The sequence below is a fragment of the Pedobacter sp. MC2016-14 genome (genome assembly GCF_020991475.1).
Lineage (GTDB): Bacteria > Bacteroidota > Bacteroidia > Sphingobacteriales > Sphingobacteriaceae > Pedobacter.
This window is the reverse complement of record NZ_JAJMPA010000002.1, coordinates 237,305-262,476: the sequence shown is the minus strand read 5'-3', so window position 1 is coordinate 262,476 and position 25,172 is coordinate 237,305. Positions and strand designations below refer to the sequence as shown.

At 40.9% G+C, this 25,172-nt stretch carries 19 protein-coding genes; 9 read left to right on the top strand and 10 right to left on the bottom strand.

The window, feature by feature from the left end:
- Window positions 1-16: 16 nt before the first annotated feature.
- The 3 genes from LPB86_RS13455 to LPB86_RS13445 all read right to left on the bottom strand — a co-directional run bounded on the left by LPB86_RS13455 (window position 17) and on the right by LPB86_RS13445 (window position 2,710).
- On the bottom strand, window positions 17-1,078 hold the full coding sequence (locus LPB86_RS13455) for a response regulator (protein ID WP_230644762.1): 1,062 nt from the start codon (window positions 1,076-1,078) through the stop codon (window positions 17-19).
- Window positions 1,079-1,118: 40 nt separating this feature from the next.
- Entirely contained in the window at window positions 1,119-2,303 is a 1,185-nt protein-coding gene (locus LPB86_RS13450) for a PAS domain-containing sensor histidine kinase (protein ID WP_230644760.1), read from the bottom strand.
- A 62-nt stretch (window positions 2,304-2,365) separates the two neighbouring features.
- Window positions 2,366-2,710: a hypothetical protein gene (locus LPB86_RS13445; protein ID WP_230644758.1), complete on the bottom strand. Its 345-nt coding sequence runs from the start codon at window positions 2,708-2,710 to the stop codon at window positions 2,366-2,368.
- Between the two features lie 165 nt (window positions 2,711-2,875).
- On the opposite strand from LPB86_RS13445, the gene LPB86_RS13440 reads away from it, so the two are divergent.
- Together LPB86_RS13440 and LPB86_RS13435 are read left to right on the top strand one after the other, a co-directional pair.
- A complete protein-coding gene (locus tag LPB86_RS13440; protein ID WP_230644757.1) occupies window positions 2,876-4,666 on the top strand; it encodes a hypothetical protein in 1,791 nt (596 codons plus the stop codon).
- A gap of 124 nt (window positions 4,667-4,790) precedes the next feature.
- On the top strand, window positions 4,791-5,639 hold the full coding sequence (locus LPB86_RS13435; RefSeq protein ID WP_230644755.1) for a DUF2911 domain-containing protein: 849 nt from the start codon (window positions 4,791-4,793) through the stop codon (window positions 5,637-5,639).
- 25 nt (window positions 5,640-5,664) lie between these two features.
- On the opposite strand, the gene LPB86_RS13430 is transcribed toward LPB86_RS13435, so the two are convergent.
- From LPB86_RS13430 to LPB86_RS13415, 4 genes are all read right to left on the bottom strand, one after another.
- Complete coding sequence (locus tag LPB86_RS13430; protein WP_230644753.1) at window positions 5,665-7,377, bottom strand: sodium:solute symporter; 1,713 nt, start codon at window positions 7,375-7,377, stop codon at window positions 5,665-5,667.
- Between the two features lie 131 nt (window positions 7,378-7,508).
- A complete protein-coding gene (locus LPB86_RS13425) occupies window positions 7,509-9,980 on the bottom strand; it encodes a PIG-L family deacetylase (RefSeq protein WP_230644751.1) in 2,472 nt (823 codons plus the stop codon).
- 9 nt (window positions 9,981-9,989) lie between these two features.
- Window positions 9,990-10,589 (bottom strand): LEA type 2 family protein, encoded by a 600-nt coding sequence (locus LPB86_RS13420; RefSeq protein WP_230644749.1) that lies wholly within the window; start codon window positions 10,587-10,589, stop codon window positions 9,990-9,992.
- A gap of 26 nt (window positions 10,590-10,615) precedes the next feature.
- Window positions 10,616-11,050, bottom strand: a complete 435-nt coding sequence (locus LPB86_RS13415) for a DoxX family protein (RefSeq protein ID WP_230644747.1) — start codon at window positions 11,048-11,050, stop codon at window positions 10,616-10,618.
- A 209-nt stretch (window positions 11,051-11,259) separates the two neighbouring features.
- On the opposite strand from LPB86_RS13415, the gene LPB86_RS13410 reads away from it, so the two are divergent.
- Entirely contained in the window at window positions 11,260-11,964 is a 705-nt protein-coding gene (locus LPB86_RS13410) for a hypothetical protein (protein WP_230644745.1), read from the top strand.
- Here the strand turns inward: LPB86_RS13410 and LPB86_RS13405 are convergent.
- Window positions 11,957-14,764: a pitrilysin family protein gene (locus LPB86_RS13405; protein WP_230644743.1), complete on the bottom strand. Its 2,808-nt coding sequence runs from the start codon at window positions 14,762-14,764 to the stop codon at window positions 11,957-11,959. The genes LPB86_RS13410 and LPB86_RS13405 overlap by 8 nt on opposite strands.
- Window positions 14,765-14,885: 121 nt before the next feature.
- The gene (locus LPB86_RS13400) at window positions 14,886-16,031 is read right to left on the bottom strand and encodes a TlpA disulfide reductase family protein (protein ID WP_230644741.1); all 1,146 of its coding nucleotides are present in this window, start codon (window positions 16,029-16,031) and stop codon (window positions 14,886-14,888) included.
- Window positions 16,032-16,283: 252 nt separating this feature from the next.
- On the opposite strand from LPB86_RS13400, the gene LPB86_RS13395 reads away from it, so the two are divergent.
- Window positions 16,284-16,748, top strand: coding sequence for an Lrp/AsnC family transcriptional regulator (locus tag LPB86_RS13395; protein ID WP_230644739.1), 465 nt, complete (start codon window positions 16,284-16,286; stop codon window positions 16,746-16,748).
- A gap of 244 nt (window positions 16,749-16,992) precedes the next feature.
- On the opposite strand, the gene LPB86_RS13390 is transcribed toward LPB86_RS13395, so the two are convergent.
- The gene (locus tag LPB86_RS13390) at window positions 16,993-17,436 is read right to left on the bottom strand and encodes a KTSC domain-containing protein (RefSeq protein WP_230644737.1); all 444 of its coding nucleotides are present in this window, start codon (window positions 17,434-17,436) and stop codon (window positions 16,993-16,995) included.
- Window positions 17,437-17,540: 104 nt separating this feature from the next.
- On the opposite strand from LPB86_RS13390, the gene LPB86_RS13385 reads away from it, so the two are divergent.
- From LPB86_RS13385 to LPB86_RS13365, 5 genes are read left to right on the top strand one after another with little or no spacing between them, the layout of a single operon-like run.
- Window positions 17,541-18,221, top strand: coding sequence for a response regulator transcription factor (locus LPB86_RS13385; RefSeq protein ID WP_230644735.1), 681 nt, complete (start codon window positions 17,541-17,543; stop codon window positions 18,219-18,221).
- Complete coding sequence (locus LPB86_RS13380) at window positions 18,218-19,579, top strand: ATP-binding protein (protein ID WP_230644733.1); 1,362 nt, start codon at window positions 18,218-18,220, stop codon at window positions 19,577-19,579. Before LPB86_RS13385 ends, LPB86_RS13380 begins: the two co-directional genes overlap by 4 nt.
- A gap of 58 nt (window positions 19,580-19,637) precedes the next feature.
- Entirely contained in the window at window positions 19,638-20,906 is a 1,269-nt protein-coding gene (locus LPB86_RS13375) for a TolC family protein (protein ID WP_230644731.1), read from the top strand.
- Complete coding sequence (locus tag LPB86_RS13370; RefSeq protein ID WP_230644729.1) at window positions 20,857-21,999, top strand: efflux RND transporter periplasmic adaptor subunit; 1,143 nt, start codon at window positions 20,857-20,859, stop codon at window positions 21,997-21,999. The genes LPB86_RS13375 and LPB86_RS13370 overlap by 50 nt, the downstream gene beginning before the upstream one ends.
- On the top strand, window positions 21,999-25,145 hold the full coding sequence (locus LPB86_RS13365) for an efflux RND transporter permease subunit (protein WP_230644727.1): 3,147 nt from the start codon (window positions 21,999-22,001) through the stop codon (window positions 25,143-25,145). The genes LPB86_RS13370 and LPB86_RS13365 overlap by 1 nt, the downstream gene beginning before the upstream one ends.
- The last annotated feature ends 27 nt before the right edge of the window (window positions 25,146-25,172 follow it).

Below are 25,172 nucleotides of genomic sequence, written 5' to 3'. Positions count from 1 at the left end.
GGAAATATGATGTTCGTCAGTTTTTCATCTGCTGCAGTTTCAACTGCGATAAAATGATGATCTGTCCGCCTTTTCTTTCAATCAAACCTTCTTCCTTAAAGTCACTCAAAATCCGGCTTACGGTCTCTGTAGCCATGCCCGCCATTGCCGCAAGGTTATCTCTGGAAACACGCAAAACAACTTGTTCACCTTCTGCTTCTGTCTTAATTAGCCGAAGCAGTACATCAGCCATACGTTTGCGCACAGAATGATAAGCCAGCTGCAGAAGCTGTTCTTCCTTATCTAATAACTTATTGGAAAGGATTCGGATAAACTGCCTGGCCACATCAGGATAGCGGCTCAACAATTCGTCAATCATTTCTTTTGGTAGCTGACAAATGGTAGCATCCTCCAATGCCTCTGCTGTTTCCGCATAAGGCTCATTTAACAGTAAAGCAGGTACGCCAAAATATTCTTCCGCACCATGCATGCCAGTCAGCAGCTCCCGTCCATCGGCACTCATTTTAAATGTTTTAACCTTGCCACTTAGCACCAGGTAAATGCCGGAGACCATATCTCCTTCGTAATAAATGATCTGTTTTTTCTTTACCGGGCGTATTTTACGCTCCTGAATCAATTTCTGTAATTCTTTAAGTCCAGCCGTACCAGAAACCAGCGTACTCAGTTCCTCAATGGATTTGCTGTAAAACTGTTCCTGCTTTTGTTTTTTGCTCAGCCGGCTCTCAACCGCGTTCAGCAATTCCACATCGTCAAAAGGTTTTACCAAATAGTCATCTGCACCCATCTCCATCCCTTTACGCATATCCATGCGTTCTGCCTTGGCCGTTAAAAAAATGAAGGGAATGTTTGCCGTTTCCGAATTTTTACCCAACATGTACAGTACACCGTAGCCATCCAGTTCTGGCATCATGATGTCACACAAAATCAAATCCGGCAATTTTACCTGCGCAAGTTCCAAGCCCGTTTTGCCATTATCCGCATCGATTACGTTATAACCTGCAAGTTGAAGAATTTCGGCAGTACTTTCCCTAATATCTTCATTGTCCTCAATTAATAATATGTTCAATGCTGTTGTCATCCGTGTAAATTTATCTGTATTTGATGATGCTGTGCTAATTTTATTTTCTGAAGGATAATGTAAAAGTTGTACCCTCGTTAACCTTGCTTTCAAAGTTTACTGCACCGTTCATTAATCCTGCATAACGCAATACAATGTTCAATCCTAATCCAGTGCCGGGGATATTACCTGTATTATGCGCCCTAAAAAAAGGCTGAAATAGTTGTTTTTGGTCAACTTCAGGAATGCCAATACCATTGTCTTTAATGGTTACAATACACCTGTCTCCTGTAATTTCCGTATTAAACTCTATGAAGGTATTTTCACCGGAGTATTTTATAGCGTTATTGATCAAATTAATCATGCAATTTTTAAGCAGGTTCTGATCAAGAGAAACAACACTACCTAATCCTGTATGCTGATAAATGATATTTTGATCTTGTTTGGCAATCAGCTGCATCTCTTCCGTAATTTCTTCTGCAAGTTTTACGAGATCAAAAGTGTGAAATGCAGGCTCAACTTTACCAGCCTCCAATCTTTCCAGCGAGAGAAAATCATTTAAAATGGTAGTGAGGTTACCTACAGCATTTTTTATTTTATGAACATGTTTATCAATGTTCTTATTTTGGAAAGGTTCGGCATATTTTCCGATCAGGGAAGAAGAAAGCTGCACGGAGCTTAAGGGCGTCCTAAACTCATGTGAAGCCATAGAAACAAAACGACTTTTCATCTGGTTCAGTTCCTTTTCCTTCTCTAACGATAAGCTAACCTCTTCCTTAGCATCCCTAAGGGCAATCACTGTTTTCTTAAGGGATTTAGTCCTTTCTTCCACCAGATCTTCAAGTTCATTGGCATAATCGCGCAAACGCTCCTCCGCTTCTTTCTCCTTACTTAAATCGTGTACAAAACCAGTAAAAATCTTCCGGTCTTCATATTGCACCTCATTTACAGCTAACCTGAAGGGAAAAGTGGAGCCATCTTTGCGAAGGCCCCGGACTTCTCTCCCTGTACCCATAATATGTCTTTCGCCAGTTTGCTTATAGTGTTCAAGATACCTGTCATGCGAACTTTTATCAGGTTCTGGCATCAGGAGAGAAATATTTTGTCCAATTACCTCCTCCAATTCGTAGCCAAAAAGCTTCAGCGCAGCAGGATTAAGGCTCTCAATGATCCCACGCTCACTCAGGGTAATGATCCCATCAATTGCAGTTTCTATGATGGCCCTTAATAACTTTGCGTTCTCCATAGCTTTTTTTACAAATATAGCTATTAGGTCTGGCTTACAATCATACTAAGCAGTATTGGCGGCTAGACACCTGCAAGCGCCAGAAGAATAATGGTAGCATGTGCCATCAAGCTAAACCCAAAAAGGAAAATGGTTACCCTGGTACTGGCACTGCTCATGTTGGCTACAATGTTGGCGAAGAAGATGAGCATACTGACAGCCAGAGAAGGCAGTACTGCACCACCAAGTACATATACAATGATAAAAGTTAGGGGTACCAGTGCACCGGCATGGAGTACAATAGAAAAAAGGAACCATACCAGGTGATTTGGTTTTTGAGCATCGGCAAAGTTCAAATATTTAGTCCATAAAGACTCTGGTGTTGCAGTTACTGAATTTGTTGCGGTTGTGATAGTTAATGTTGCCATGATGTTTGTTATTTGTTAGCTCAAATATCTGCAGCATTATAGCAGCCAGCCATGATCGTTATCACAAAGCACACAAATCCTCATCACTCAAAAAAGTGACCTGTATCATATTTTAAGCCCTTAAATCTCTGCTCTTTTGTGGAACAGATATTTAAATTATACAGCATGCAGCATACATTCCACATTCCTGTTTTAGGTCTGGGCTATTCCATTGACACACCACTAAAAGTAGCCAGATATGGCATATCTTCTGTAGTTTCAATTGTAGATGACGAGCTTACCGAAAGGATGAGAAAATTTCATTGCGAGGCAAATAAGCTGGAATATATATTTATCGGAAAAGAAGATGATGGGCGGGCCAAGAGAATTACAGCCTACCTAAACTTACTGTCTGCCCTGGTTCGAAAACAGTTTGAAGTATTGAGATTGCAGCAATTTCATCCAGGTGAAGAAATCCATACCTACTTTGAATTGCTTCCTGATACTTCAAGACTGAAATCCATTTACCTGCACATGATGAAGATGGAAGATGGAGAAGAAAAGACATGTTTACAGGACGAGCTTCGCCGGCAAATGAAGATGGGTTCCATTGATGTAAATATCATGTCTAAGGTAGATAAAATAAACTACGCCGCTAACCACGAAGCTATGGGCAACGATTTTACAGATGCACTGGCAGCAATGCGTGGTTTTGCTAAAAGCTCGCTGCAATCCTCGGTGGTTATCTCTGCCGGTTTAAATCCAAGGCTGTATACTTACATGGAACAATGCCGGGATTTTTACCCCGATAAAAAAGGAATAATTTACAAACACATTATCCTGAAGGTAAGCGATTTCCGCTCTGCGCTGATCCAGGCTAAAATGCTGGCTAAAAAAGGGCTTTGGGTATCTGAATTCAGAATAGAATCTGGTTTAAACTGCGGCGGCCATGCTTTTGCAACGGAGGGCATGCTGATGGGGCCCATATTGGAGGAATTTAAAGAAAAGCGTTCTGAGCTAAGGAATGAGCTGCTGACCATATACCAGGCTGCCCTATTGGCCAAGGAATTTAAACCAGTTGCTGCCCCTGTAATTAAGATCACTGCCCAGGGCGGAATAGGTACTGCAGAAGAGCACCAATTTTTAATCAGCCATTATCAGCTTGATGCTGCTGGTTGGGGAAGTCCGTTTTTACTGGTACCAGAAACAACGAATGTAGACGAGCAAACGATGGAAGCTTTAACAGATGCTACTGCAGACGATTATTACGTTAGCAATTCTTCTCCACTGGGCGTATTGTTTAACAACTTTAGAAAAAGTACCATGGAGCAGCTGAGGATGGAACGTATCGAAAAAGGCAGACCGGGAAGCCCTTGTACCAAAAAGTTTTTGTCTACCAATACCGAATTTACAGAAAAGCCAATCTGCACGGCATCAAGGGAGTACCAAAACTTAAAAATCAAACAATTAAACAGCCTTGCACTTGAGCCAGCGCAACACCAGGAGCAATATGCGGCCATTACAGAAAAAATTTGTTTATGTGAAGGCCTTTGTGCTGCTGCTTACCTAAAAAATGGCGTACTAAAGCCGAGGGAGAGTAAAGCGGTAAGTATTTGTCCGGGACCTAACCTGGCTTATTTCTCTGGCATCTATACCTTAAAAGAAATGGTAGGGCATATTTATGGAAGAGTCAATTTATTAGACGAAGTGAGTCGCCCAAACCTTTTTATCAACGAGTTGCAGCTATACATCGAATATTTAAAAAAAGATATTGCTGCGCAGCTAAATACCTTTACAGAAAAGAAGAGCAAATACTTCGTTAAGTTTGCCGAACAACTGCAACAAGGTATAGCGTACTACAAAACACTGCTCACAAGTTTAAAACTACCAGGTAACACTACAATTAATGACATTGGGCAACAGCTGGCAGAAGCACAACAGTTGTTGGCTACCATTTCCTTAAGTTCGCATCACTAGATAAGTTTAGTATGAAAGTAACAGGCTTTCATAATATAAATGTAATACAGATTTAACGATTTCGCTTAGCAGTTGCAGGCGCTGTGTTTTAAGCTTATTTTCGCAACAAACAAAACTCATTAACATGAAAACAACTTTAAAAATTACACTGTTATTGCTCCTAACCTTAGGAATTGGCGCAGAATTAAAAGCACAGGGCTTTAAAATGCCTCAGCCTAGTTCCGGCCAAACAATTATTCAGGATTTTGGACTTGGACAAATCACAGTTAAATATTCACGCCCTAATACCAAAGGACGCAAAATATTTGGGGCATTGGAGCCATATGGTACAGTTTGGCGCACAGGGGCAAATAGCGCAACCATCATCACATTTACTGAAGAGGTAACACTTGAAGGCAAACAAGTTCCGGCTGGTGAGTATGCCTTGTTCAGCATTCCAGGAAAAGATGAGTGGACAATAATTTTAAATAAAACTTCAAAACAATGGGGTGCCTATGAATACGCAGCGGCTAACGATTTTTTACGTGTTAAAGTAAAACCTGTAATGGTTAAAGAAAATACGGAAACTTTTGCCATCAACTTCATCAATGTATTCCCTACTAAGGCTCAACTGCAACTGTCATGGGAGCATACCAGCGTTACCTTAAGCCTTGCAACAGAGATTGATGCTAAAGTAATGGCTGGTATTGACGAAGCCATGAAAGGCGAGAAAAAACCATACATGCAATCTGCCATCTACTATTTTGAAAACGGCAAAGACTTAAATAAAGCGTTGGAATGGATGAATGCCGCTGAAGCTGCTGATCAAAAAGCGCCATGGGTAAAATTATGGAAAGGCCGTATGCAACTGAAAAGCGGAGATAAAAAAGGTGCTGCTGCTACTGCTGAAGCAGGGATTAAAGCCGCTACAGAAATGAAAAATCAGGAATATATCCGTCTAAATACTGAGCTGCTTGCTTTAACAAAAAAATAGCTTTAACCAGCAATCTTTATACTTATCAAGAACCGTTGCTGGAAACAGCAGCGGTTTTCTTTTTAAAAAACGGCTGCAGGAGCATTGAAAGGATGACCACCAATAGGCAACCAATAACGTTGAGCCATAAATAGGCCACAACATCATTAAATCCTAAAATACAGACCATGAGCTCCGCAAGCAAAGCGGCACAAAACACGGCTCTGCCACCTACATGTTTTACATAGAAGGCAACAAGGAACACGCCCAAAATAGTGCCGTAGATGTAAGAACCCAGGATATTTACAGCCTCCAGCAGGTTGCCAATTTTACCTGCAAATATGGCCATCACAATACAAACTGCACCCCAAATGAGGGTTGACCAGCGGGAAGCCTTTAAATATTGCGCATCATCTGCTTCTTTATTGATCAGGCGCTTATAAATATCAATTACACTGGTAGAAGCCAATGAATTTAATGCGCTGGCTGTGGAGCCCATAGACGCCAAAAAGATTATTGCGATAAGTAATCCGATCAGTCCTTTTGGGAGATATTTGGTTACAAAGCTTAAGAAGATGTAATTGTTATCGTCAACATTGGCACCCTTATCGTTCTGCAGCATCAGCGTGGTTACCTTAGTTTTAATCGCTTTTGTTTGCTCGTCTGCAGCCTGCAAAGCAACGCGCTGCTGATCAATTACCTGCTGATTAGATGAGGAGATGGCCTTACTCAGCTTATTTACCTCAGTCTGTTTACTTTTAAAAGCTTCTTCATATTCTTTCTTCAGCACATTTAACTGCGGGTTATAACTGCTGTTTTCGAGTTTATGAAGCTCAAAACTATTGAAGAATATGGGTGGTCTGTTGTATTGATAAAACGTAAAAACCAGTACACCAATAAGTAAAATAAGAAATTGCATCGGTATTTTAACCAGTCCGTTCATCAATAAGCCTAACCTGCTTTGCCCTACAGATGCCCCTGTTAGGTACCGTCCTACCTGGCTCTGATCTGTCCCGAAATAAGAAAGCTGTAGAAAGAAACCTCCTATGATTCCAGTCCACACGGTATATCTGTTGTTCAGGTCAAATGTAAAATCTATTGCATTGGTACGCCCCATTTTGCCCGCAATACCAATAGCCTTGCTAAAGCCAACATCTCCGGGAAGTAAATGTACTACCATGATGCCCGCCGCGAAAAGCCCTAAAAAGATAATACTCATTTGCAGCATTTGCGTATAGGATACGGCCTTTGTACCGCCGTAAACCGTATAAGCCACCACAATACTTCCGATACATAGCGTGGTATAAGTGGTATTGATGTTAAGGATGGTAGACAATATAATTGAGGGTGCATAAATGGTGATCCCTGTAGATAGTCCACGTTGGATCAAAAACAGAAAAGCCGTCAATGCCCTTGTTTTTAGATCAAAGCGTTGCTCCAGATACTCATAGGCTGTATAAACTTTTAAACGGTGAAAAATAGGCACAAAGGTAATGCAGAGTACAATCATGGCCAATGGCAAGCCCAGGTAGAATTGCACAAAGCCCATTCCAGAAGAATAAGCCTGACCGGGGGCAGATAGAAAAGTAATGGCACTGGCTTGTGTAGCCATTACAGAAAGACATACTGCATACCAGGGTGAGGATTGGTTTCCCAACAGGTATCCTTGAATATTCTGAGCGCCTCTACTTTTGTATACACCATAAGATACTATGGCAACTAAGGTGACTATTAAAACAGCCCAGTCTATACTACTCATCTAAAGCAAACAGTAAAAATAAAAAACAGTAAAATTAGCAATAGCAGCCAGCCTACCAGCAACCTGTAAAATTGTTTCCAGCTTTTAACAAATGGAGGAAGATCATTTTCGGGTTTCTGCTGCTCCATCACTTATTTTTTAGGATTAGAGATTAAGTTTACAAACAGTCGGTAAGCGCCCGGCACACCTGCAGGTAATTCTCTAAAAAATACCAGCGAGGTATAAACAAATTTGCCTTTACCATAACCAGCTATAATCAATGAACCATCACCTGCCTTTTCGTTGGTATCATGCATACTTAAAATAGGGGTATATTTAGGGTCCAGGTCCGTAGCAAAATAGATTCCCCGTTCTTGCACCCAACCTTCAAAATCTTTAGCGGTAATTTTATTCGGATAGTTCAAGGCTGGATGTTCAGGTGCCAAAAAACTGACCTCAGCATCTTCTTCCGTAACCCGATCTCTGCTTAAGCGAAAGGGATAAGGGCCAATATCATTAATTTTAAGCGGGGTATTTACATTGTATTGCACCAGAAATGTTCCCCCATTGGCTACATATTGCATCAACTTTGGCTGCAAGACTTTTGCCTGCTCATTGATGTTATAAAAACGTACACCAGTAATGATGGCATCAAATGAAGAAAGTGTTGCAGGATCTGAATTGATGACCTGGCTTTCATTTAGCATCGTTACATCGTACCCAATTTCCTTTAAAGCCTCGGGCACCAAATCGCCCGCTCCTGCAAGATAAGCAATCCGCTTTCCTCCCGAAAATTTAAGGTCGATCTGCGCTACATTAGCTTCAGCAAGCGGAAATAAGGTCTGTAGTGGAATGTGGTCGTAACGAACGATCTTATAACCCTCATGATAGGTTTTATGGTTTAAGACCACATCAATGCCAAACACACCTTTTTCGGTTTTTCCTGCCGGTGTGACTACAAATTCTACACTTTGCATGGCGCCTTTCGCCAAACTGATGTCTAGTTTTTCAGGACTTACTTTCCAGCCCTGAGGAATTTTTGGCTGAAGGTAACCGGATGCAGCAGCTGCAAAACCCCTTAACTGTACTTTAAGCACTTTTGGTGACTGCCCGTTAAACACGTATGCTTTTTCTGACAGGGTTGCAGTTACAGGAGGTGCAATAACCAATGGCTGATAGATTTCGCCTTTAACCGGATCTGTATATTTGTAAACTACGGGACGATCAAACGATATGGATTTCCCTTCTATGTTAAAAGTATAGGTAACGGTAGGAGGTCCCGGATTTTCGGGATAGCCAATTAATAAAGGATCGTTCACCGTGTAGGAACCAATAGGATGCTTTTCGGCCAGCCAATAGGCCTGGGATAACTCAACAGCAGGCATGGTACTTTCAAAATTCTGCACCTGATTATCCGTTGAAACCAGGGTTTGGGGAATGGCACTGATCCCTGTAATAGCTTCAAGACGGATTGAATTCCCTGCCCTGATTAATACCTGGGAATTGATGTGCATATCATCACCAACCGCGTACTCAGGTTGCTGTCCGTAGCTTTCAAACCACAAACCCGATGCAGCAATGATGAGGGTTTTAACTTGCTTGATCTTCTGGATTTTCCAGTATTCTCCTTCCTCTCCTTTCAACTGCTCCAGGGCGGTTAAAATTTTAGCCAGTAAAGGAAGGCTTTTGGAGGGCTGGGCAATCTGGTAGTCTTGATTAAGCTGCTGTATCAGTTTACTGATTTCCGTACTGCCTTTTACCCTGGTCCAGCTTAAGTCTATTCCTTCAAACAAGTCTTTTTGAGCCGCTGTTCCGGCTGTTGGACTAAAATACTCTATGGCCTGTCCTCTTTGTTTTGCTGAACCAAAACCCTGGCTTTTGTGGTTAGACCTGCTGTCTGCAGAAATTTCACCATACCCTTTACCTAACAATTGATTATAAGCACCAACATCAAGTTTCAACTGACTTTCGGAGGTGGTATTGTTACCACCAAAATTAAAGGTATTCCAAAGGATCCGTTTGGCCTGCCAAACTTTTACTTTGGATAACTGTTCAGGGAATTTTTTAGGATCTGCTGCTGCAAAAAATGCTTCTCTGGCCAATATCGCCGATGCGGAATGATGCCCATGACCTGCACGTGCATCTTCGGGAAAACGCGTAACAATTACATCGGGACGAAATTTACGGATTACCCAAACTACATCTCCGAGTATTTTCTGCTTGTCCCAGGTTTTAAAGCTTTCTTCTGCATTTTTTGAAAAACCAAAATCATTGGCTCTTGTAAAAAACTGTTCTGCACCATCTGTTCTTCTGGCAGCCAACAGTTCCTGCGTACGGATTAAGCCCAATAAATCGGCTTGTTCTGTACCAATTAGGTTCTGTCCCCCATCTCCCCTTGTTAAAGCAAGGTAACCAGTACGCACTTTCTTTTCGCGTGCCATCCAGGCCAGCAAACGTGTATTTTCATCATCTGGATGGGCGGCGATATAAAGCAGGCTACCGGTAACCGCTAATTCTTCCAAACCTTGTTTTATTTCGGCAGCATTGAGCTGTGGCGAAGTTTGGGCAAATGTGTTGAAAGATAAAACGGGGAGCGTTAAAAGAACTAATAATCTAAATTTCATGAAATTGTACTAGAGGAGAATTTTGCTGCTAATTTCCTTATCAATAGTAATAAATCCTGGATATTTTACCAGTGTGCCACCAACCATAAAGCTGGGTCTGATCTTAAGTGTCACCATGCCCTTTTGCTCCTGTCCACTGTCTTTTGCCTGAAAAAACTTCATCACGTCGTCCATAACCTTTCCATTGGAGAAGAGTGAATATACATTGGCATTTACCGCCACAGGAACACGTGTAGACTGTCCTGCATCAATTGTTACTTGCTGGTTTACAAATCCAGTAGCAAGCTCCTCGTTATTGATAAGAATTTTGTATTCAAATTCATTGATTGCTGCATCGCTGCCAGCCGGATTCGTAATTTCCATATTCAGGTTGGCACGTAATGGAATGTCTTTCCTTAACATCCCCAATGCCAATCCGGGTAAACTACTCATGCTGATGTTTTTACTACCAAGCAATTTGGTGATATCGGCACCGGCTATCGATATGTTATCTGCCGATATGATTTTGTAGGTACATTTTTCCAATGCTTTGATCTGCTGCGCTTGTTTATTAATTCCACAGCTTTGTATAATAATTGCCGTTAGACAAACTAAAATGATTTTCTTCATGATGCTATAACGAGTTAAGGCCTTTTCTAGTACTTACGTCTTAAACGGCTGTTGCTGCGATTAATGAGGTAATCTATACTAAACTTACCTGCGCCCGAAAGCAAGAGAAAAACGTAGACCAGCAAATAATGTAAGCCCATCTCCTGTTTGGCAAAGCCATCTGTAGCATGTATAACAAATACTGCGATAACCATTGTAAATATTAAAGGTAGAACAGCCAGCCTCGTTGCTAAACCCAGGGCAATAAGTATAGAGCAACCAACTTCAGCAAATACGGCCAAAATAAGAGAGGCAGGTTCACCAACGCCAATAGGATCAGCAAATTTCATATTTCCAGCCAACAAACTATCTAATTTTAACAAGCCATGGCTGAGCATTAAAGCAGCTATGGATAACCTTAAAATAAGTAATGCGACATCAAGCGCCTGATGGTTGTAGTTGGTATTAAACAATCTTTTCATAACAGATAATTGTAAATGTGTTTACAGTTAGTTCTTGTAAATATAACAATTTTTGCAAAATGGCGTACAGAACTGGCATGTTTTTGGCGCATTACAGCCCAGATCTTAATATATATACTTTGAAAAGACTTCTTCAATTTGCCAATCTGGCCACGTTATTATTTACAATCTGGGTAAATTACTATGCAAATACACAAATAGGCCTTTCTATGAAAGCAATATCAGATCAGTATTTGAATTTATTTACGCCTGCAGGTTATGCATTTAGCATCTGGGGCTTCATTTACATCGGACTACTTGCTTTGGCTTTGTACCAGCTTCTGGACATTTTTACACCGAAAGTAAACAATGATTTTGTCTTAAAAATAGGCGGATGGTTTATTGTGGCAAACCTGGCAAATGCAAGTTGGGTACTGGCTTTCCTCCACAACTACATTACGCTTTCGGTATTTATCATGATGGTTCTTTTCGGTTCCTTGTTAAGGATCGTTTTAAACTTAAACATGGAAAAATGGGATGCACCATTTGTAACTATTGCCTTTATCTGGTGGCCCATCAGCCTGTATTTTGGCTGGGTTAACATCGCATTTATGGCAAATGTTTCCGCCTGGCTTACCTCATTGGGCTGGACTGGAAGTCCGCTTACACCTACCTTTTGGGCAATGTTGATGCTGCTTGTGGCAACGGCCATTTTAATTACCATGATCTGGAAGCGCAATATGCGGGAATATGCTACGGCCGCTGTCTGGGGAATTGTAGCCATTGGCGTTAAAAACACAAACAGCAACGACATTGTTGCGTATACCGCATATGTCGTTGCTGCTGTTGTATTGATCAATACGATGCTGCACGGCTATAAAAACCGGGCAATGGGCCCAATCCGAAGATTCAGGCCCAAGCCTCCGGTTATTTAGATTTTGCAGTACCAGCCTCTGGCAATAAAACCAGTGTGATCAGGTTTTTACCGCTCAGGTATTTTTGTGCAAATGCTTTTAAACTGGCCGGGCTTACTTTGTCCAGCAAGCCGTCATAGCTTTTTCTTAAACTGAAGTCATCTCCATTTTGTAAACATCCATTTAAATATCCGATCCAATATTCATTGGTTTTCACAGAAGTCTCACGTTGTCTGCGTTCTTCAGCCTTAAGTTTATCAACGTTTACTTGCGGAGGACCCACAGTTCTCAATGTATTTACCTCATCTAACGCAGAAGCAATTAGCTTATCCACATTTGCAGGAGAACAGCCGAAAGAAATGCCCATTGTATAACGTGGCTGAGGAAATTTAGAGCTTCCAGCTTGTGCAGACGGCGTATATACCCCACCTTCTTCTTCTCTTAAACGCTCCAGTAATCTAATCTCCAATGCTTCTTTTAGCGACTGTAATTCAATATTATTAGCTAAATTGTATTCAAACGGACCAGAAAAAATCAACTGTACAGTGGCTTTTGGTTCAGTACCTTTATAAACCGTTTTAGAGATTTTTCCGGCCGGAATCTGAATCCCCAGGTCTTTTGCCTTCACCACATTTTTGGTAGAAGGTAAGCTGGCGATGTACTGTTCAATTAAAGGCTTAATGCTATCCACGGTAAAACTACCTACAAAGGTGAATGTAAAACCACCTGCATCTGCAAAACGCTCCTTATAAATCTCATATACCCTATCCAGGTTAATCTGATCAAGCTTTGCAAGAGTTGGTCCAGTTCTGCGGATGTTATAATTGCTCATCACAGCAGCAGCAGTATCCTGGAACACACTATTAGGATCATTACCCCGGTTGGCCAATCCTGCTTTAGAACGGCTAATGATGCTTTCAAATTGAGCCTGATCTTTACGGGGCTCAGTAAAATAGGCGTACATCAACTCTAACGCCAGGGGAAGATCTTTAGGTGTAGCACCACCGCCTACGCTTTGATTACGTTCGCTAATTGAAGCTTTTACGCTCAGCTGTTTGCCGGTTAAAAACTTACTCAACTCTGTAATCGAATAATTACCAATCCCGAAAGAAGCAATAATCCCCGATGCATTTGCTGCACTTTGGTAATCTTTATCTGCATAAAGGGATGTGCCACCCGGTGCAAAGCCACTAAAAATAACTTCATTATTTTTATAATCTGTTGGCTTCAACACCACTTTTATACCATTACTCAGCGTAAGCGTGGTAATGTTTAGTTCCGCATCTTTTTTCTCTGCAACTATTTTCCCTTTAACCGGCTTTTTAGCCAATAAAGGTTTCGCATTACTTTCTTCTGTAAGCGGTTTCAAATCTTCTGCTTCTACTGCGGCAATCCATGACAATAGTGTTGCCTCATTTGGCAAATCTGCTTTATCCTTATCAGGGGCCATTACCAGAATATCACGGTCTGTATTTTTGATGTAAGCCGTACCTACTGCGTTCACATCAGCTAACGTAATTCCCGGAAGTTCTTTTTGTACCAATTTATATTCTACATCAATACCAGGCGCAGCATTTCCCTTCAGAAAGTATTGCAGATATTCTTTTACAAAACCTTCAGAAGGTGCCTTATCCCGTTCTTTGTAGCCAGCCTCCATACTGTTTTGGTAACTTGTTTTAGCGCGGTTAAGCTCAGCTTCGGTAAAGCCAAATTTCTTTGCCCGTACGGTTTCACGCCATACAGCTTTAAAACCTTTTTCAAGTTCTCCTTTACCTGGTCTTGCAACTACAGTTGCCGTATAAGCATTGAGGCCACCTATAAATTCGCCTGCATTTGCGCTACCTTGTAAATATGCCGGATTTGGCTTTTGCGCAAGCTCGCCGTAGCGTTCGCCCAACATTTGGTTAAATAACGATTCTACAATCGCTTTACGGTAGTCTGCCGCTGTTTTAAGTTCAGCCTCAGGGCTCTTGATAATTACCTGCGCAACAGTAGAAGTCATTTCCTTATCTGTTACAGCGATAAATTGGTTTTTGCCGGTAAGCGCAACATCATATTTTGTTCTTGCTTTCTCATTAGCAGGATTTTTAAGGTCAGAAAACTTAGCCTTAATGGTTTTCTCCATTTCGTCTACATTGATGTCTCCAACAACAATTAAAGCCTGCAAATCCGGACGGTACCAATCTTTATAAAAGCTACGGATGGTTTCGGGTTTAAAGCTCATTAAAACTTCATCTGTACCGATAGGCAGCCTATTGGCATAACGGGACCCATTTAATATTACAGGCCAGTATTGGGTCTGCATGCGTTCTTTAGCACCTTTACCCAAACGTTTTTCTTCTAAAATTACACCCCGCTCTTTGTCAATTTCGCTGGTTTCCAAAGCCGCTTCCTGTGCCCAGTCGCGCATAATCTGGATACCGTTTTTCAGCACCTCAGGATTATCTGTTGGTAATGGCAATTGATAAACCGTTTCATCAAAACTGGTATAGGCATTAATATCCGCACCAAAACGTACACCTGCTTTTTGCAGGTAATCAATCAATGCGTTTTTAGGAAAGTGTGTAGTACCATTAAAGCTCATGTGCTCCATAAAGTGGGCTAAGCCTTGTTGTTCATCTGTTTCCAATATAGAACCAATTTTATTGGCAAGGTATAATACCACCCTGTCTTTCGGTTCTTCGTTGTGCTTGATGTAATAGGTAAACCCATTAGGTAACTTACCTGTTCTCACACTTGGATCCAGCGGTAAATTCTGTGCAAAGGCCCCACAAAAGCCAAATGCCACTAAAGCGACTGATAACTGTAATCTTTTAATCATAAGTTAGTTCAAAAATATAAAGGATTCCCCAATGGAGAATCCTTTTGCAAAACTATTGAATTGAGAAATACGAGGGTACTATCTCGGATTATTTAACATTCTTTAACAAAAATCGCGAAGCTTATTTACTTTTTGCGCCTAACAATTCTGCTAATTTTTTATCCAGGGCTTCACCACGAAGGTTCTTAGCCACAATTTTACCAGCAGGATCTACCAAATAGTTTTGTGGAATACTACGTACGCCATATTGTTTGGCTACAGCATTGTTCCAGAACTGGAGATCAGAAACCTGAGTCCAGGTTAAACCATCTTTTTCAATAGCCGCCAACCAGGCATCTTTTTTACCTGGCTGATCTAAAGAAACGCCAAGTACGGTAAAATTTTTGTCTTTATATTCATTATATGCTCTTACTACACTTGGGTTTTCAGCACGACATGGGCCGCACCATGAAGCCCAAAAATCGATCAGCACGTATTTTCCTTTAAAATCCGAAAGCTTAACTGGCTTATCGTTTACATCATTCTGCGTAAATTCTGGAGCCATTGCGCCAATTGAAGTTGCGCGTGCACTTTCTATCCCTTTTCCAAGCGCAATACCAACCGCGTTTCCGCGTACACCAGCAGAAAGCCCTTTGTAAAGTGGCTCAATTTTGCTCACATCCATGCTGGAACCCGCAATTTCTGTTAGTGCGGTTGCGCTAAAATAAGAATCCGGGTTTTGCTTGATATAGGCAGTTTGCGCCGCTACTTTTTTTGCAGCAAGCTCACTGTATCTAGCTCTTAAGCCAGCCATAAAAGCCTGGTCTTTTTTCTTTTCTGCAGGCGCTGCAGCATATTCTGCATTCAAAGCTTCCATCGCATCATCTATAGCAGCGTAGGTTGCTGTATACTTATCGTACGCCGCATTAAACTTAGAACCTGTTACTATGGCTTTTTGAACAGAATCTTTACCTTTAAGTACAATAGTGCCTTTTTCAAGGTACACTACTTTCATATCGGCATTACGCCCCATGCCTTTCAGGCCTGCTCCGGTATGGTCAAGCATCAGCTCTGCCCGGGTAGGTTCAGCAATTTGACCTTTAAAAGTGAAAGCACCATTCACTACTTCCGCAGAATCTATTTTTCTTTTACCATCTAATGTCCGGCTCAAATAAGCTTTTGCAGGCACTTTTAATGCATTTACTTTAGCTGTTAACGTGTAATCCGAACTCTGGGCGAAACCTAAGGCAGGAACCAGAGCCATTGCAGACAATAATAATTTCTTCATTTTGTTTATTTAATTATGGTGATATTGTTCTTTTTCTACATTTAACCCAGTCGTTTTTACTTTTAACAGCAAATTGAAAGGGGAAAAACTGTATATTTTTGATAAAATTGGCAATTATAAATCTTAATGTCAACACTTATCCTTATTTCCAGAAATTTTATAGATTTTTGCAAACAAAGCTTCACATTTTTCCGGCTTAAATCATTTAAAAACAGCCTAACCATATTTTTTCACATTTGTAACAAGTACGATATGCACCCAGAGTTAGATTATACAGACATTGAAATTTTAAAACTGATGCAACACGACGCCACCTTAACCAACAAGGAGCTGGCCTTTAAACTCAACAAATCTATTGCAACCATCCATGAAAGAATCAGAAAGCTAAAAAACCAGGGGTACATTAAAAAGATAGTGGCCATACTGGACCGAAAAAAAATTGGTAAAAGCCTGATTGCCTTTTCGCAGGTATTACTGAAAGAACATACTGCAGAAACGCTGATTGAATTTGAGCGTGAGGTAGCTAAATTTTCTGAAGTGATGGAATGCTACCAGATGACTGGTGCCTTCGATTTTATTTTACGCATTGCCACTAGCGATATGGATACTTACCATTTATTTCTAAGAAACAGACTGGCAACCTTGCCTAACATCAGTACGGTGCAAAGTTTCTTTGTTCTTTCAGAGACTAAAAGCGATACAGCATATCCGCTATAATTCTGCTGATAATATCAGCATACTACGTTATGCTTGCTGTTAAAAATGCTCATTTACAAAATGTAAACTCCGCTTTTCCCAGCTTCACAAGCCTTGTATGCTAACATTCTGAGTAGAATTGATTTTTTAAACCTATAAAAAAAACGGGGATACCACTTTCGCAATATCCCCGTCATCTAAATTAACGCTCTCCATATAAAGACGCAAAAAGCAGAACTTTATTGTATAAGCTTTATTATTTTTTTTAAGCTGTTTCTAACTTTACAATGTTGCGGTATGGAAACACATTAAAAATATGTCTGCGGGCAAACCTACCCGGAGAATCTGCATTAACTAATTTCACATATACCGCTCTTGGAACTTCAAAATACTCATAGCCGCTACCGTCTAAAAAATGAACCTTTAGAATTTGACGCTCCCAGGTAAAATCTGCAATACCACAAGTTGCTGTTGTATTGGTGTATTCCTCAAGAGATAGCGCCAAAGTTTCTGGCGCAATGCTCACCAAAAAATGATAGGCTTCGATAATCTCCTTACTTTTTGCTTCAGCAGCTAATCTTGCTTCCTCTTCCTGGAATTTATCAGGGTGGAATTCCTTCATGAAATTCCTGTATATGGTTTTTAAATCTTTTAATTCGGCATCCTTTTGTACACCCAATAACTTCCTGTAGTCAGCAATCTTCTTCATAATATATTTAATAGCAGCATGTTGGCAATTACCCAACAATTTGCAAAGGTACACTTTTAATTGATTAAAGAACTGCTAAGATCAAAATACTACTATATTTGCTCATGTTCAAGATTGGATTAGCAGAAGATGATGTTAAAATAGCCGGACTAATCAAAACCGGTTTAGAAGAATATGGATACCTGGTTAACGGCTTTCTTGATGGTAAAGAAGCCTTGTTCAGGTTTCAGGAAGATCCGTATGACCTGGTGATTCTGGACATTATGATGCCCGGGATGAATGGAATAGCCCTCTGCAGGGAGCTCCGCAGTACCCATAAAGAAATCCCCATTTTAATGCTCACCGCTTTAGGTTCAGTAGAAGATAAAGTTACTGGTTTAAATTCTGGTGCAGATGATTACCTGCAAAAACCATTTCACTTTAAAGAACTGCTGGCCAGGATTGAAGCTTTACTAAGAAGGAGTGGAAAAAAAGTTACACAAAATAACATCCTTAGCTTCGCCGACATTACCATAGATACCTATAGTAAAACTGTGCAGCGCGCAGGAAATGACATCGAACTTACTGCAAAGGAATACACCTTACTCGAACTTTTTGTCAGAAACCCAAACCGCCTTTTATCCCGGCAATTTATAGCAGAACATGCCTGGGACATCAGCTTTGATACCGGAACAAATGTTATTGATGTGTATATCAATTTTTTAAGGAAAAAGATAGATAAAGACTTCGATCAGCGTTTAATTCACACCAAAATTGGCATGGGCTACATCCTTAAAGAGGCATGAAAATAAAAGACCGCCTGGCGCTTTATTTTACCTTAATTAGTACGCTGGTGCTCATTGGTGTATTAACAATGGTCTATTTTACCTTTGTTAAATTTATGCAAAGTGAGTTTTTTGAACGACTTACTGACCGCACCATGGTTACAGCGAAGTTATACCTCGAGGCAGATGAAATCTCTGCTGAAGCGCTTGACGGTGTAAGGCAACAGTACCTTGTAAAATTGAATGGTGAAGTTACACGGATTTACAATGATAAAAATGCGGCTACCTTTATTGGAGACGATCAGCAATTCTGGACCGCACAAACTGTAAACGAAGTTAGGAAACAAAAAAAAATTGAATATACCGAAGGCAACCGGCAAGTTGTAGGCATTTACTACTCAGATAACCAAGGGAACTTTGTGATCCTGGCTTCTGCCATAGACCACGGCACCATTACCAGGCTTGAGAAATTATGGAAAATCATGATGGTGGTTTTCTTAATTATTTTTATTGGCCTTCTGCTTTCGGGAAGATGGATTGCCGAAAGGATTTTAAGTCCGCTTAATGTATTTATAGACCAGGTTAAAGGCATCAAATCCAACAACCTTGATTTTAGAGTTGATGAAGGCAACCATAAAGATGAAATTTACCTGCTGGCGCAGAATTTCAATGACCTGATTGCACATTTAGAACATGCATTTATTTTGCAAAAAACTTTTGTTGCCAATGCTTCTCATGAGCTCAGAACACCAGTTACCCGGTTAATTATTGGCGCAGAAATCGCTTTGGCGCAGGAAAGAAGTAAAGAAGATTACCAGAAATCATTGCAGGGCGTATTAGAAGATGCCGACAAACTGGAAAACATCATCAGTAGCCTGCTGGTATTGGCGCAAGCAGACCTTGAGTATGGAGAAAACCGTACAGAGGCCCTCCGCATTGACGAACTCATTTGGAAGCTTCAACAGGAATGGAACTTAAAAGCCGGAAAAAATAAGTTCATTGTAAACCTGAAAGACCTGCCTATGCAGGAAGAAAGCCTCACCATTCAATGTAATCCTACGTTGCTGCAAATAGCCTTAGACAATATCATTTCTAATGCCTTGAAGTTCTCAGACCAGGAAGCTGTGAGTTGCACATTAGAGGTAACAACTGCTGGTATCCATATTGACATTACCGATCGGGGAATTGGTATGACGGCGGAACAACTGCAACACATTTTCAGACCATTTTATACTTCCGCATCCAAAGAAGCACATGCCGGAACGGGAATGGGGCTGTACATGGCGCATAAAATCATCTCTTTATACCATGGAACCATCAGTGTAAAGTCAGAAAAAGGCATAGGAACTACCTTTACTATTCAATTCAGCAAACTTTAATTTCCTTTTAATTCACCTTTAATTTCAGTTTAATTGCGTCTTGATAGGTTTGCTGGAGATGAAACTTCAACTGATCTTAATTACACTATTTAGTACTGCATTATGTAGCAGTGGACATTCGCAAGATACCCTGAGATTAAACCTGCGCAAGGCTGAACAGTTGTTTCTTGAAGGAAATTACCAGCTCATAGCCCAACAATACCAAACGGAACAAGCAAAGGCAGAAAAGATTACAGCGAAACTATTTGACAATCCTGAGCTGAGTTACGAGAACCTTTTTTACAATCATGAAACTGGAAAATTCCTCGAAACCTCTATGGCTACGGGCCAGTTTAATGCGCAGGTATCACAAGTCATTAAGCTTGCCGGCAAACGCAACAAAAATATCCAACTGGCCAATGCAGGAATTAAAGTAGCTGAATACGGTTATTTTGACGTGATGAGAACACTGCGTTATGAGCTCCGCAGCAATTTCTACAAATGTTATTATACCCAATTGTCTGCATCGGTATATAAAAATCAGATTGCTGCGTTAGCGCAACTGCTAAACGCTTCAGAAAAGCAATTGAAACTAGGTAACCTGGCAACAAAAGACATTATCCGGATCAAATCATTGGTTTATGACCTTAAAGCTGAATACAATACCATTTGTAATGAGGCTGAAGACCTGGAAACCACTTTAAAATTAATGACCAACGTAAAACCAGGCAATAAGCTTTTGCTGAAAATTGAAACTACAGATACAAGCGGGTTTAATTTAAAGCAACAGTCTTACTTTAAATTGCTGGAAGCGGCCAAAGCCAACCGTGCCGATTTGCAACTGGCAAAGGCAGAACTCGGTTTTGCAACGCAACAACTTAAGCTGCAAAGGGCCCTGGCAGTGCCAGATGTAGCACTCTCGCTAAGTTATGATTTAAAAGGCAATTACCCTGAAAAGTACACTGGCCTTGGCATATCAGTTCCGATACCGTTGTTCAACAGAAATCAGGGAGAGATCAAAAAAGCCCGCATTGCAGTAGCTGCCGGAAACAATAACCTGCAACAAAAAGAAGCTGCGTTGGAAAATGAAGTCTACAACAGTTATCGATCTGCTTTAAGAACTGAAGAGTTATACCAAAGCATAGACCTGAATTTTGATGCTGACTTTAGCAAAATGCTGACAGAAGTGAGCAAAAACTTTAGCAACAGAAACATCAGTTTGATTGAATTTCTGGATTTCTACGACTCTTATAAAACCCATACGCTGCAGCTCAATAACCTGAAATACGAAAGGATGAATGCAAAAGAAGAAATTAATTACGTTACTGGCAGTGCCATTTTTAAATAAAGACATGCAATTGAAGAACAACATCAGCAAACTATTTTTGGGGGCGTTAACCCTGATCAGCCAGAGCTGCAGTAATCCTAAAGAAACCGCAAAAGAAACAAAATTTGAGGTCACAGATTCCTTGATTAGCAAATTGTTGGTTGACACTGTACAACAAGGCAAGGGAAAGAATGAGCTGAATTTTTCGGCAAAAATAGCCGCTGATGAGGAACGAAAATCAGAAATCTTCCCGATGGTAGGTGGCACCGTATTTAGTGTCCCGGTTAAATTAGGTGATAAAATAACCAAAGGACAGGTTCTTGCTGTGGTAAACAGCGCTGAAATGGCCGTATATGACAAAGATGCAATTAGTGCTGCCGCGGAGTTAAATACCGCAGAAAGAAATGTAAAGCAAGCACAAGATTTGTTCAATAGCGGGCTTGCCTCTGCAAGGGAATTAAAAGAAGCGCAGAACGAATTTAGGATTAAACAAGCAGAAGATAAACGTGCCAAAGCCACCTTAAAATTAAATGGGGGCAATAAAAATGGCGTATATACCATTACATCACCCTTAACAGGCATTGTTATAGAAAAGCGCATAAATACAGGAATGCAGCTTCGTCCTGATCATGATAACAGCCTTTTTACCATTGCAGACCTTTCTTCCGTTTCAGCCATAATCAACATCTACGAGTCTGACATTTCCAATATCAAGGAGGGCGATGCGGTAAACATCGCTATCCTCTCTTATCCTGACAGAACATTTAAGGGCAAAATAGATCAGATTTACAATATACTGGATGATGACAGCAAGGTTATGAAAGCAAGAGTACGTATTGCCAATGCAGATCATTTGCTAAAACCCGGAATGATGGCTATGGTAAATGTATCTGCTAGTTCTGGCACAGATTTGCCCTACGTAAATTCTAGGGGGATCATTTTTGATGAAAACAGGAATTATGTAGTGGTATTAGATCCTGTAAAGAAAGTGCGCATTCAGGAAATAGAAATCAGTCGTAAAAACGGTGAAAAAGCGTACATCAGCAAGGGATTAAAAGCCGGGGACCGCATTTTGGCTTCTAAACAAGTATTTTTATACGAAAGCATTAAATAATGAACAGCTTTATTAAAACAATTATTGGCTTCTCGCTAAAAAACAAATACTTCATTTTCTTTGCCACATTTATCATGATCCTGGCAGGGTACTTAAGTTTTAAACACACTACAATTGAGGCTTTTCCTGATGTAACCAATACCAACATCACCATCATTACCCAATGGCCGGGAAGAAGCGCCGAGGAAGTGGAAAAATTTGTAAGCCGTCCGCTGGAGATTGCCATGAACCCTACCGAGAAGCGGACTAGTATTCGTTCATCTTCCCTATTTGGTTTATCGATTGTAAAAGTAACTTTTGAGGACGATGTAGATTACCAGTTTGCCAGGGTGCAGGTGAACAACCACATTGAAGATGCGGATTTGCCCGAAGGCCTGAGGCCTGAAGTGCAACCGCCATATGGCCCCACCGGAGAGATTTTTAGGTACACGCTAAGCAGTGATCAGAAATCTGTGCGTGAACTAAAAACGCTGCAAGATTGGGTGGTACAGCGCGAGCTGCTGGCTGTACCGGGTATTGCTGATGTGGTGAGCTTTGGTGGGGAGGTTAAAACCTATCAGATTACAGTTGATCCACAAAAGGCCATACAATATGGCGTGAGTGCTACAGAACTATTTGAGGCCGTATCCAAGAGCAACATCAATGTTGGCGGTGATGTTATTGTGCAAAGCGGACAAGCCTATGTAGTGCGGGGAATTGGGATCCTGAACAATAAAGAAGAAATTAAAAACATTATAGTTAATAACGTTAACGGCACACCCGTATACGTAAAAACTATTGCAGAGGTTACGGAAGCGGCCTTACCTAGACTGGGCCAGGTAGGTCGCGACCGTGATCCTGATGTTGTTGAAGGCATAGTAGTGATGCGCAAAGGTCAAAACCCCAGCGAAGTTATTGCCAGGCTAAAAGAAAAAATAGCAGTCATTAACAGCAGTATTTTACCCGGAGATGTAAAAATCAATGCTTTTTACGATCGTGAAGACCTGGTAAACTATGCCACCCATACTGTAATGGGTAATATGATGGAGGGGATTATATTTGTAACCCTTATAGTATTTTTGTTTATGGCCGACTGGCGTACTACGCTGATTGTTTCTTTAATCATTCCACTCGCTTTACTTTTTGCTTTTATCTGCCTTAAATTAAAGGGCATGTCAGCCAACCTTTTGTCAATGGGCGCCATTGACTTTGGAATTATTATAGACGGAGCCGTTGTGATGGTAGAAGGCATTTTTGTTGCGCTTGACCACAAAGCGAAAAAAGTAGGAATGGAGCAATTTAACAAGCTCAGCAAACTAGGGCTGATTAAAAAAGCCTGTCTGGAAAACGGCAAGGGAATCTTTTTTGCTAAGCTGATCATCATTACCGGGCTATTGCCGATATTTACTTTTGAAAAGGTAGAAGGAAAAATGTTCTCTCCGCTGGCATGGACCTTAAGTTTTGCGCTATTAGGGGCACTAATCCTCACCTTTACCCTTGTTCCGGCAATGGCCAGTGTTTTGCTCAAAAAGGATGTAAGGGAAAAACACAACATCTTCCTTGAATTTTTAAGCAAATACGTACTCCGTTTCTATGAACGTTGTTTTAAATTCAGAAAGCTTGCTTTTGGAATTTCCATGGTCATCCTTATACTTGGGCTGTTTAGCTATCGGTTTATGGGCACAGAGTTTTTACCTACACTGGATGAAGGTTCCATCTATGTGCGTGCCACAGGCCCACTTAGCATTTCTCTGGATGAAACTAAAAAGCTTTCTAATGAAATGAGGAAAATCTTCCTGAGTTTTGACGAAGTGAAGCAGGTGATGTCTCAAACCGGGAGACCAAATGATGGCACAGATGCTACAGGGTTTTACAACATGGAATTTCATGTAGACATTTATCCAAGAAAAGAATGGAAAAGGAAACAAAGTAAAGAGCAGCTAATTGAACGCATGCAGGAAAAACTGAAAGGGTTTCCAGGCATCAGTCTAAATTTTTCTCAGCCCATTTCAGATAATGTTGAAGAAGCGGTTTCTGGGGTAAAAGGCTCTATAGTTGTAAAAATGTTTGGCGATGACTTTGAGTTTATTGAAGAACAGGAAGAAAAAATTGAACAGATTTTAAAAACGGTAGAAGGGATTGAAGACCTTGGCATCTTGCGAAACCTGGGGCAACCTGAGTTACAAATTAACCTTAGTCAAAGCAAAATGGCATTGTACGGCGTACGCACAGAAGATGCGAACTCAATTATTGAGATGGCTATTGGCGGAAAGGCGGCGACAGAAATCTACGAAGGGGAAAGAAAATTTGATTTGATTATCCGTTATCCGGAAGATTTTAGAAAGGATGAAAGTTCTATTGCTAAACTAAGGATCCCTACCCTATCTGGCGCTAAAGTACCACTGGGTGAAATTGCGACAATTAAAAAGATTACAGGCCCCAGCATGATTTACCGCGACAAACACCAGCGTTATGGTGCTATTAAGTTCTCCATTAGAGGGCGTGATATGGGCAGTGTAATTGCGGAGGCCCAGGCTAAAGTGGCAAAGGAAATTAAGTTGCCAGAGGCATATAAGCTGGAATGGGCAGGTGATTTCGAAAATCAGCAGCGTGCAACCAGCCAATTGTCTACTGCAGTACCCATTAGTTTATTACTGATCTTCTTTATCCTGTTTGTATTATTTGGCAATATCAAAGATTCCCTACTGGTGCTCAACAATGTACCTTTTGCGATGGTGGGCGGCGTACTGGCTATTTTGGTTACCGGAATTAACTTTAACATTTCTGCGGGAATTGGATTTATTGCACTTTTTGGGATCTGCGTTCAAAATGGTGTCATCTTAATCACAAGGTTTAAGAGCAACATTGCTGAGTTGAAACACAAGCCGGGCTGGACCTTTGCGGATGCGGTAAAAGAAGGTGTTTACAGTAGAATGAGGCCAGTAATTATGACCGCATTAATGGCTGCTATCGGCCTGATGCCTGCTGCATTATCTACAGGCATTGGCGCTGAAGCATCTAAACCCTTGGCCATTGTGGTGATAGGCGGGCTCATCACCAATACCCTCTTTTGTCTGTTTATTTATCCCATTGTGTTTTATTGGGCCTATAGGAAAAAGGCCGAACATTTACAAAGAGCAATTTTGCCTGTTCCAGGACTCACATAAAAATCTGGCCGGTTTTTTGGCATAACT

Coding starts and splice junctions, on each gene's coding strand:
- LPB86_RS13370 (WP_230644729.1), top strand. CDS start 20,857: ATGCAAAAGAAGAAATTAATTACGTTACTGGCAGTGCCATTTTTAAAT.
- LPB86_RS13425 (WP_230644751.1), bottom strand. CDS start 9,980: ATGAAATTTAGATTATTAGTTCTTTTAACGCTCCCCGTTTTATCTTTC.
- LPB86_RS13450 (WP_230644760.1), bottom strand. CDS start 2,303: ATGGAGAACGCAAAGTTATTAAGGGCCATCATAGAAACTGCAATTGAT.
- LPB86_RS13430 (WP_230644753.1), bottom strand. CDS start 7,377: ATGAGTAGTATAGACTGGGCTGTTTTAATAGTCACCTTAGTTGCCATA.
- LPB86_RS13385 (WP_230644735.1), top strand. CDS start 17,541: ATGTTCAAGATTGGATTAGCAGAAGATGATGTTAAAATAGCCGGACTA.
- LPB86_RS13375 (WP_230644731.1), top strand. CDS start 19,638: ATGAAACTTCAACTGATCTTAATTACACTATTTAGTACTGCATTATGT.
- LPB86_RS13395 (WP_230644739.1), top strand. CDS start 16,284: ATGCACCCAGAGTTAGATTATACAGACATTGAAATTTTAAAACTGATG.
- LPB86_RS13445 (WP_230644758.1), bottom strand. CDS start 2,710: ATGGCAACATTAACTATCACAACCGCAACAAATTCAGTAACTGCAACA.
- LPB86_RS13420 (WP_230644749.1), bottom strand. CDS start 10,589: ATGAAGAAAATCATTTTAGTTTGTCTAACGGCAATTATTATACAAAGC.
- LPB86_RS13390 (WP_230644737.1), bottom strand. CDS start 17,436: ATGAAGAAGATTGCTGACTACAGGAAGTTATTGGGTGTACAAAAGGAT.
- LPB86_RS13365 (WP_230644727.1), top strand. CDS start 21,999: ATGAACAGCTTTATTAAAACAATTATTGGCTTCTCGCTAAAAAACAAA.
- LPB86_RS13415 (WP_230644747.1), bottom strand. CDS start 11,050: ATGAAAAGATTGTTTAATACCAACTACAACCATCAGGCGCTTGATGTC.
- LPB86_RS13405 (WP_230644743.1), bottom strand. CDS start 14,764: ATGATTAAAAGATTACAGTTATCAGTCGCTTTAGTGGCATTTGGCTTT.
- LPB86_RS13455 (WP_230644762.1), bottom strand. CDS start 1,078: ATGACAACAGCATTGAACATATTATTAATTGAGGACAATGAAGATATT.
- LPB86_RS13380 (WP_230644733.1), top strand. CDS start 18,218: ATGAAAATAAAAGACCGCCTGGCGCTTTATTTTACCTTAATTAGTACG.
- LPB86_RS13410 (WP_230644745.1), top strand. CDS start 11,260: ATGAAAGCAATATCAGATCAGTATTTGAATTTATTTACGCCTGCAGGT.
- LPB86_RS13400 (WP_230644741.1), bottom strand. CDS start 16,031: ATGAAGAAATTATTATTGTCTGCAATGGCTCTGGTTCCTGCCTTAGGT.
- LPB86_RS13440 (WP_230644757.1), top strand. CDS start 2,876: ATGCAGCATACATTCCACATTCCTGTTTTAGGTCTGGGCTATTCCATT.
- LPB86_RS13435 (WP_230644755.1), top strand. CDS start 4,791: ATGAAAACAACTTTAAAAATTACACTGTTATTGCTCCTAACCTTAGGA.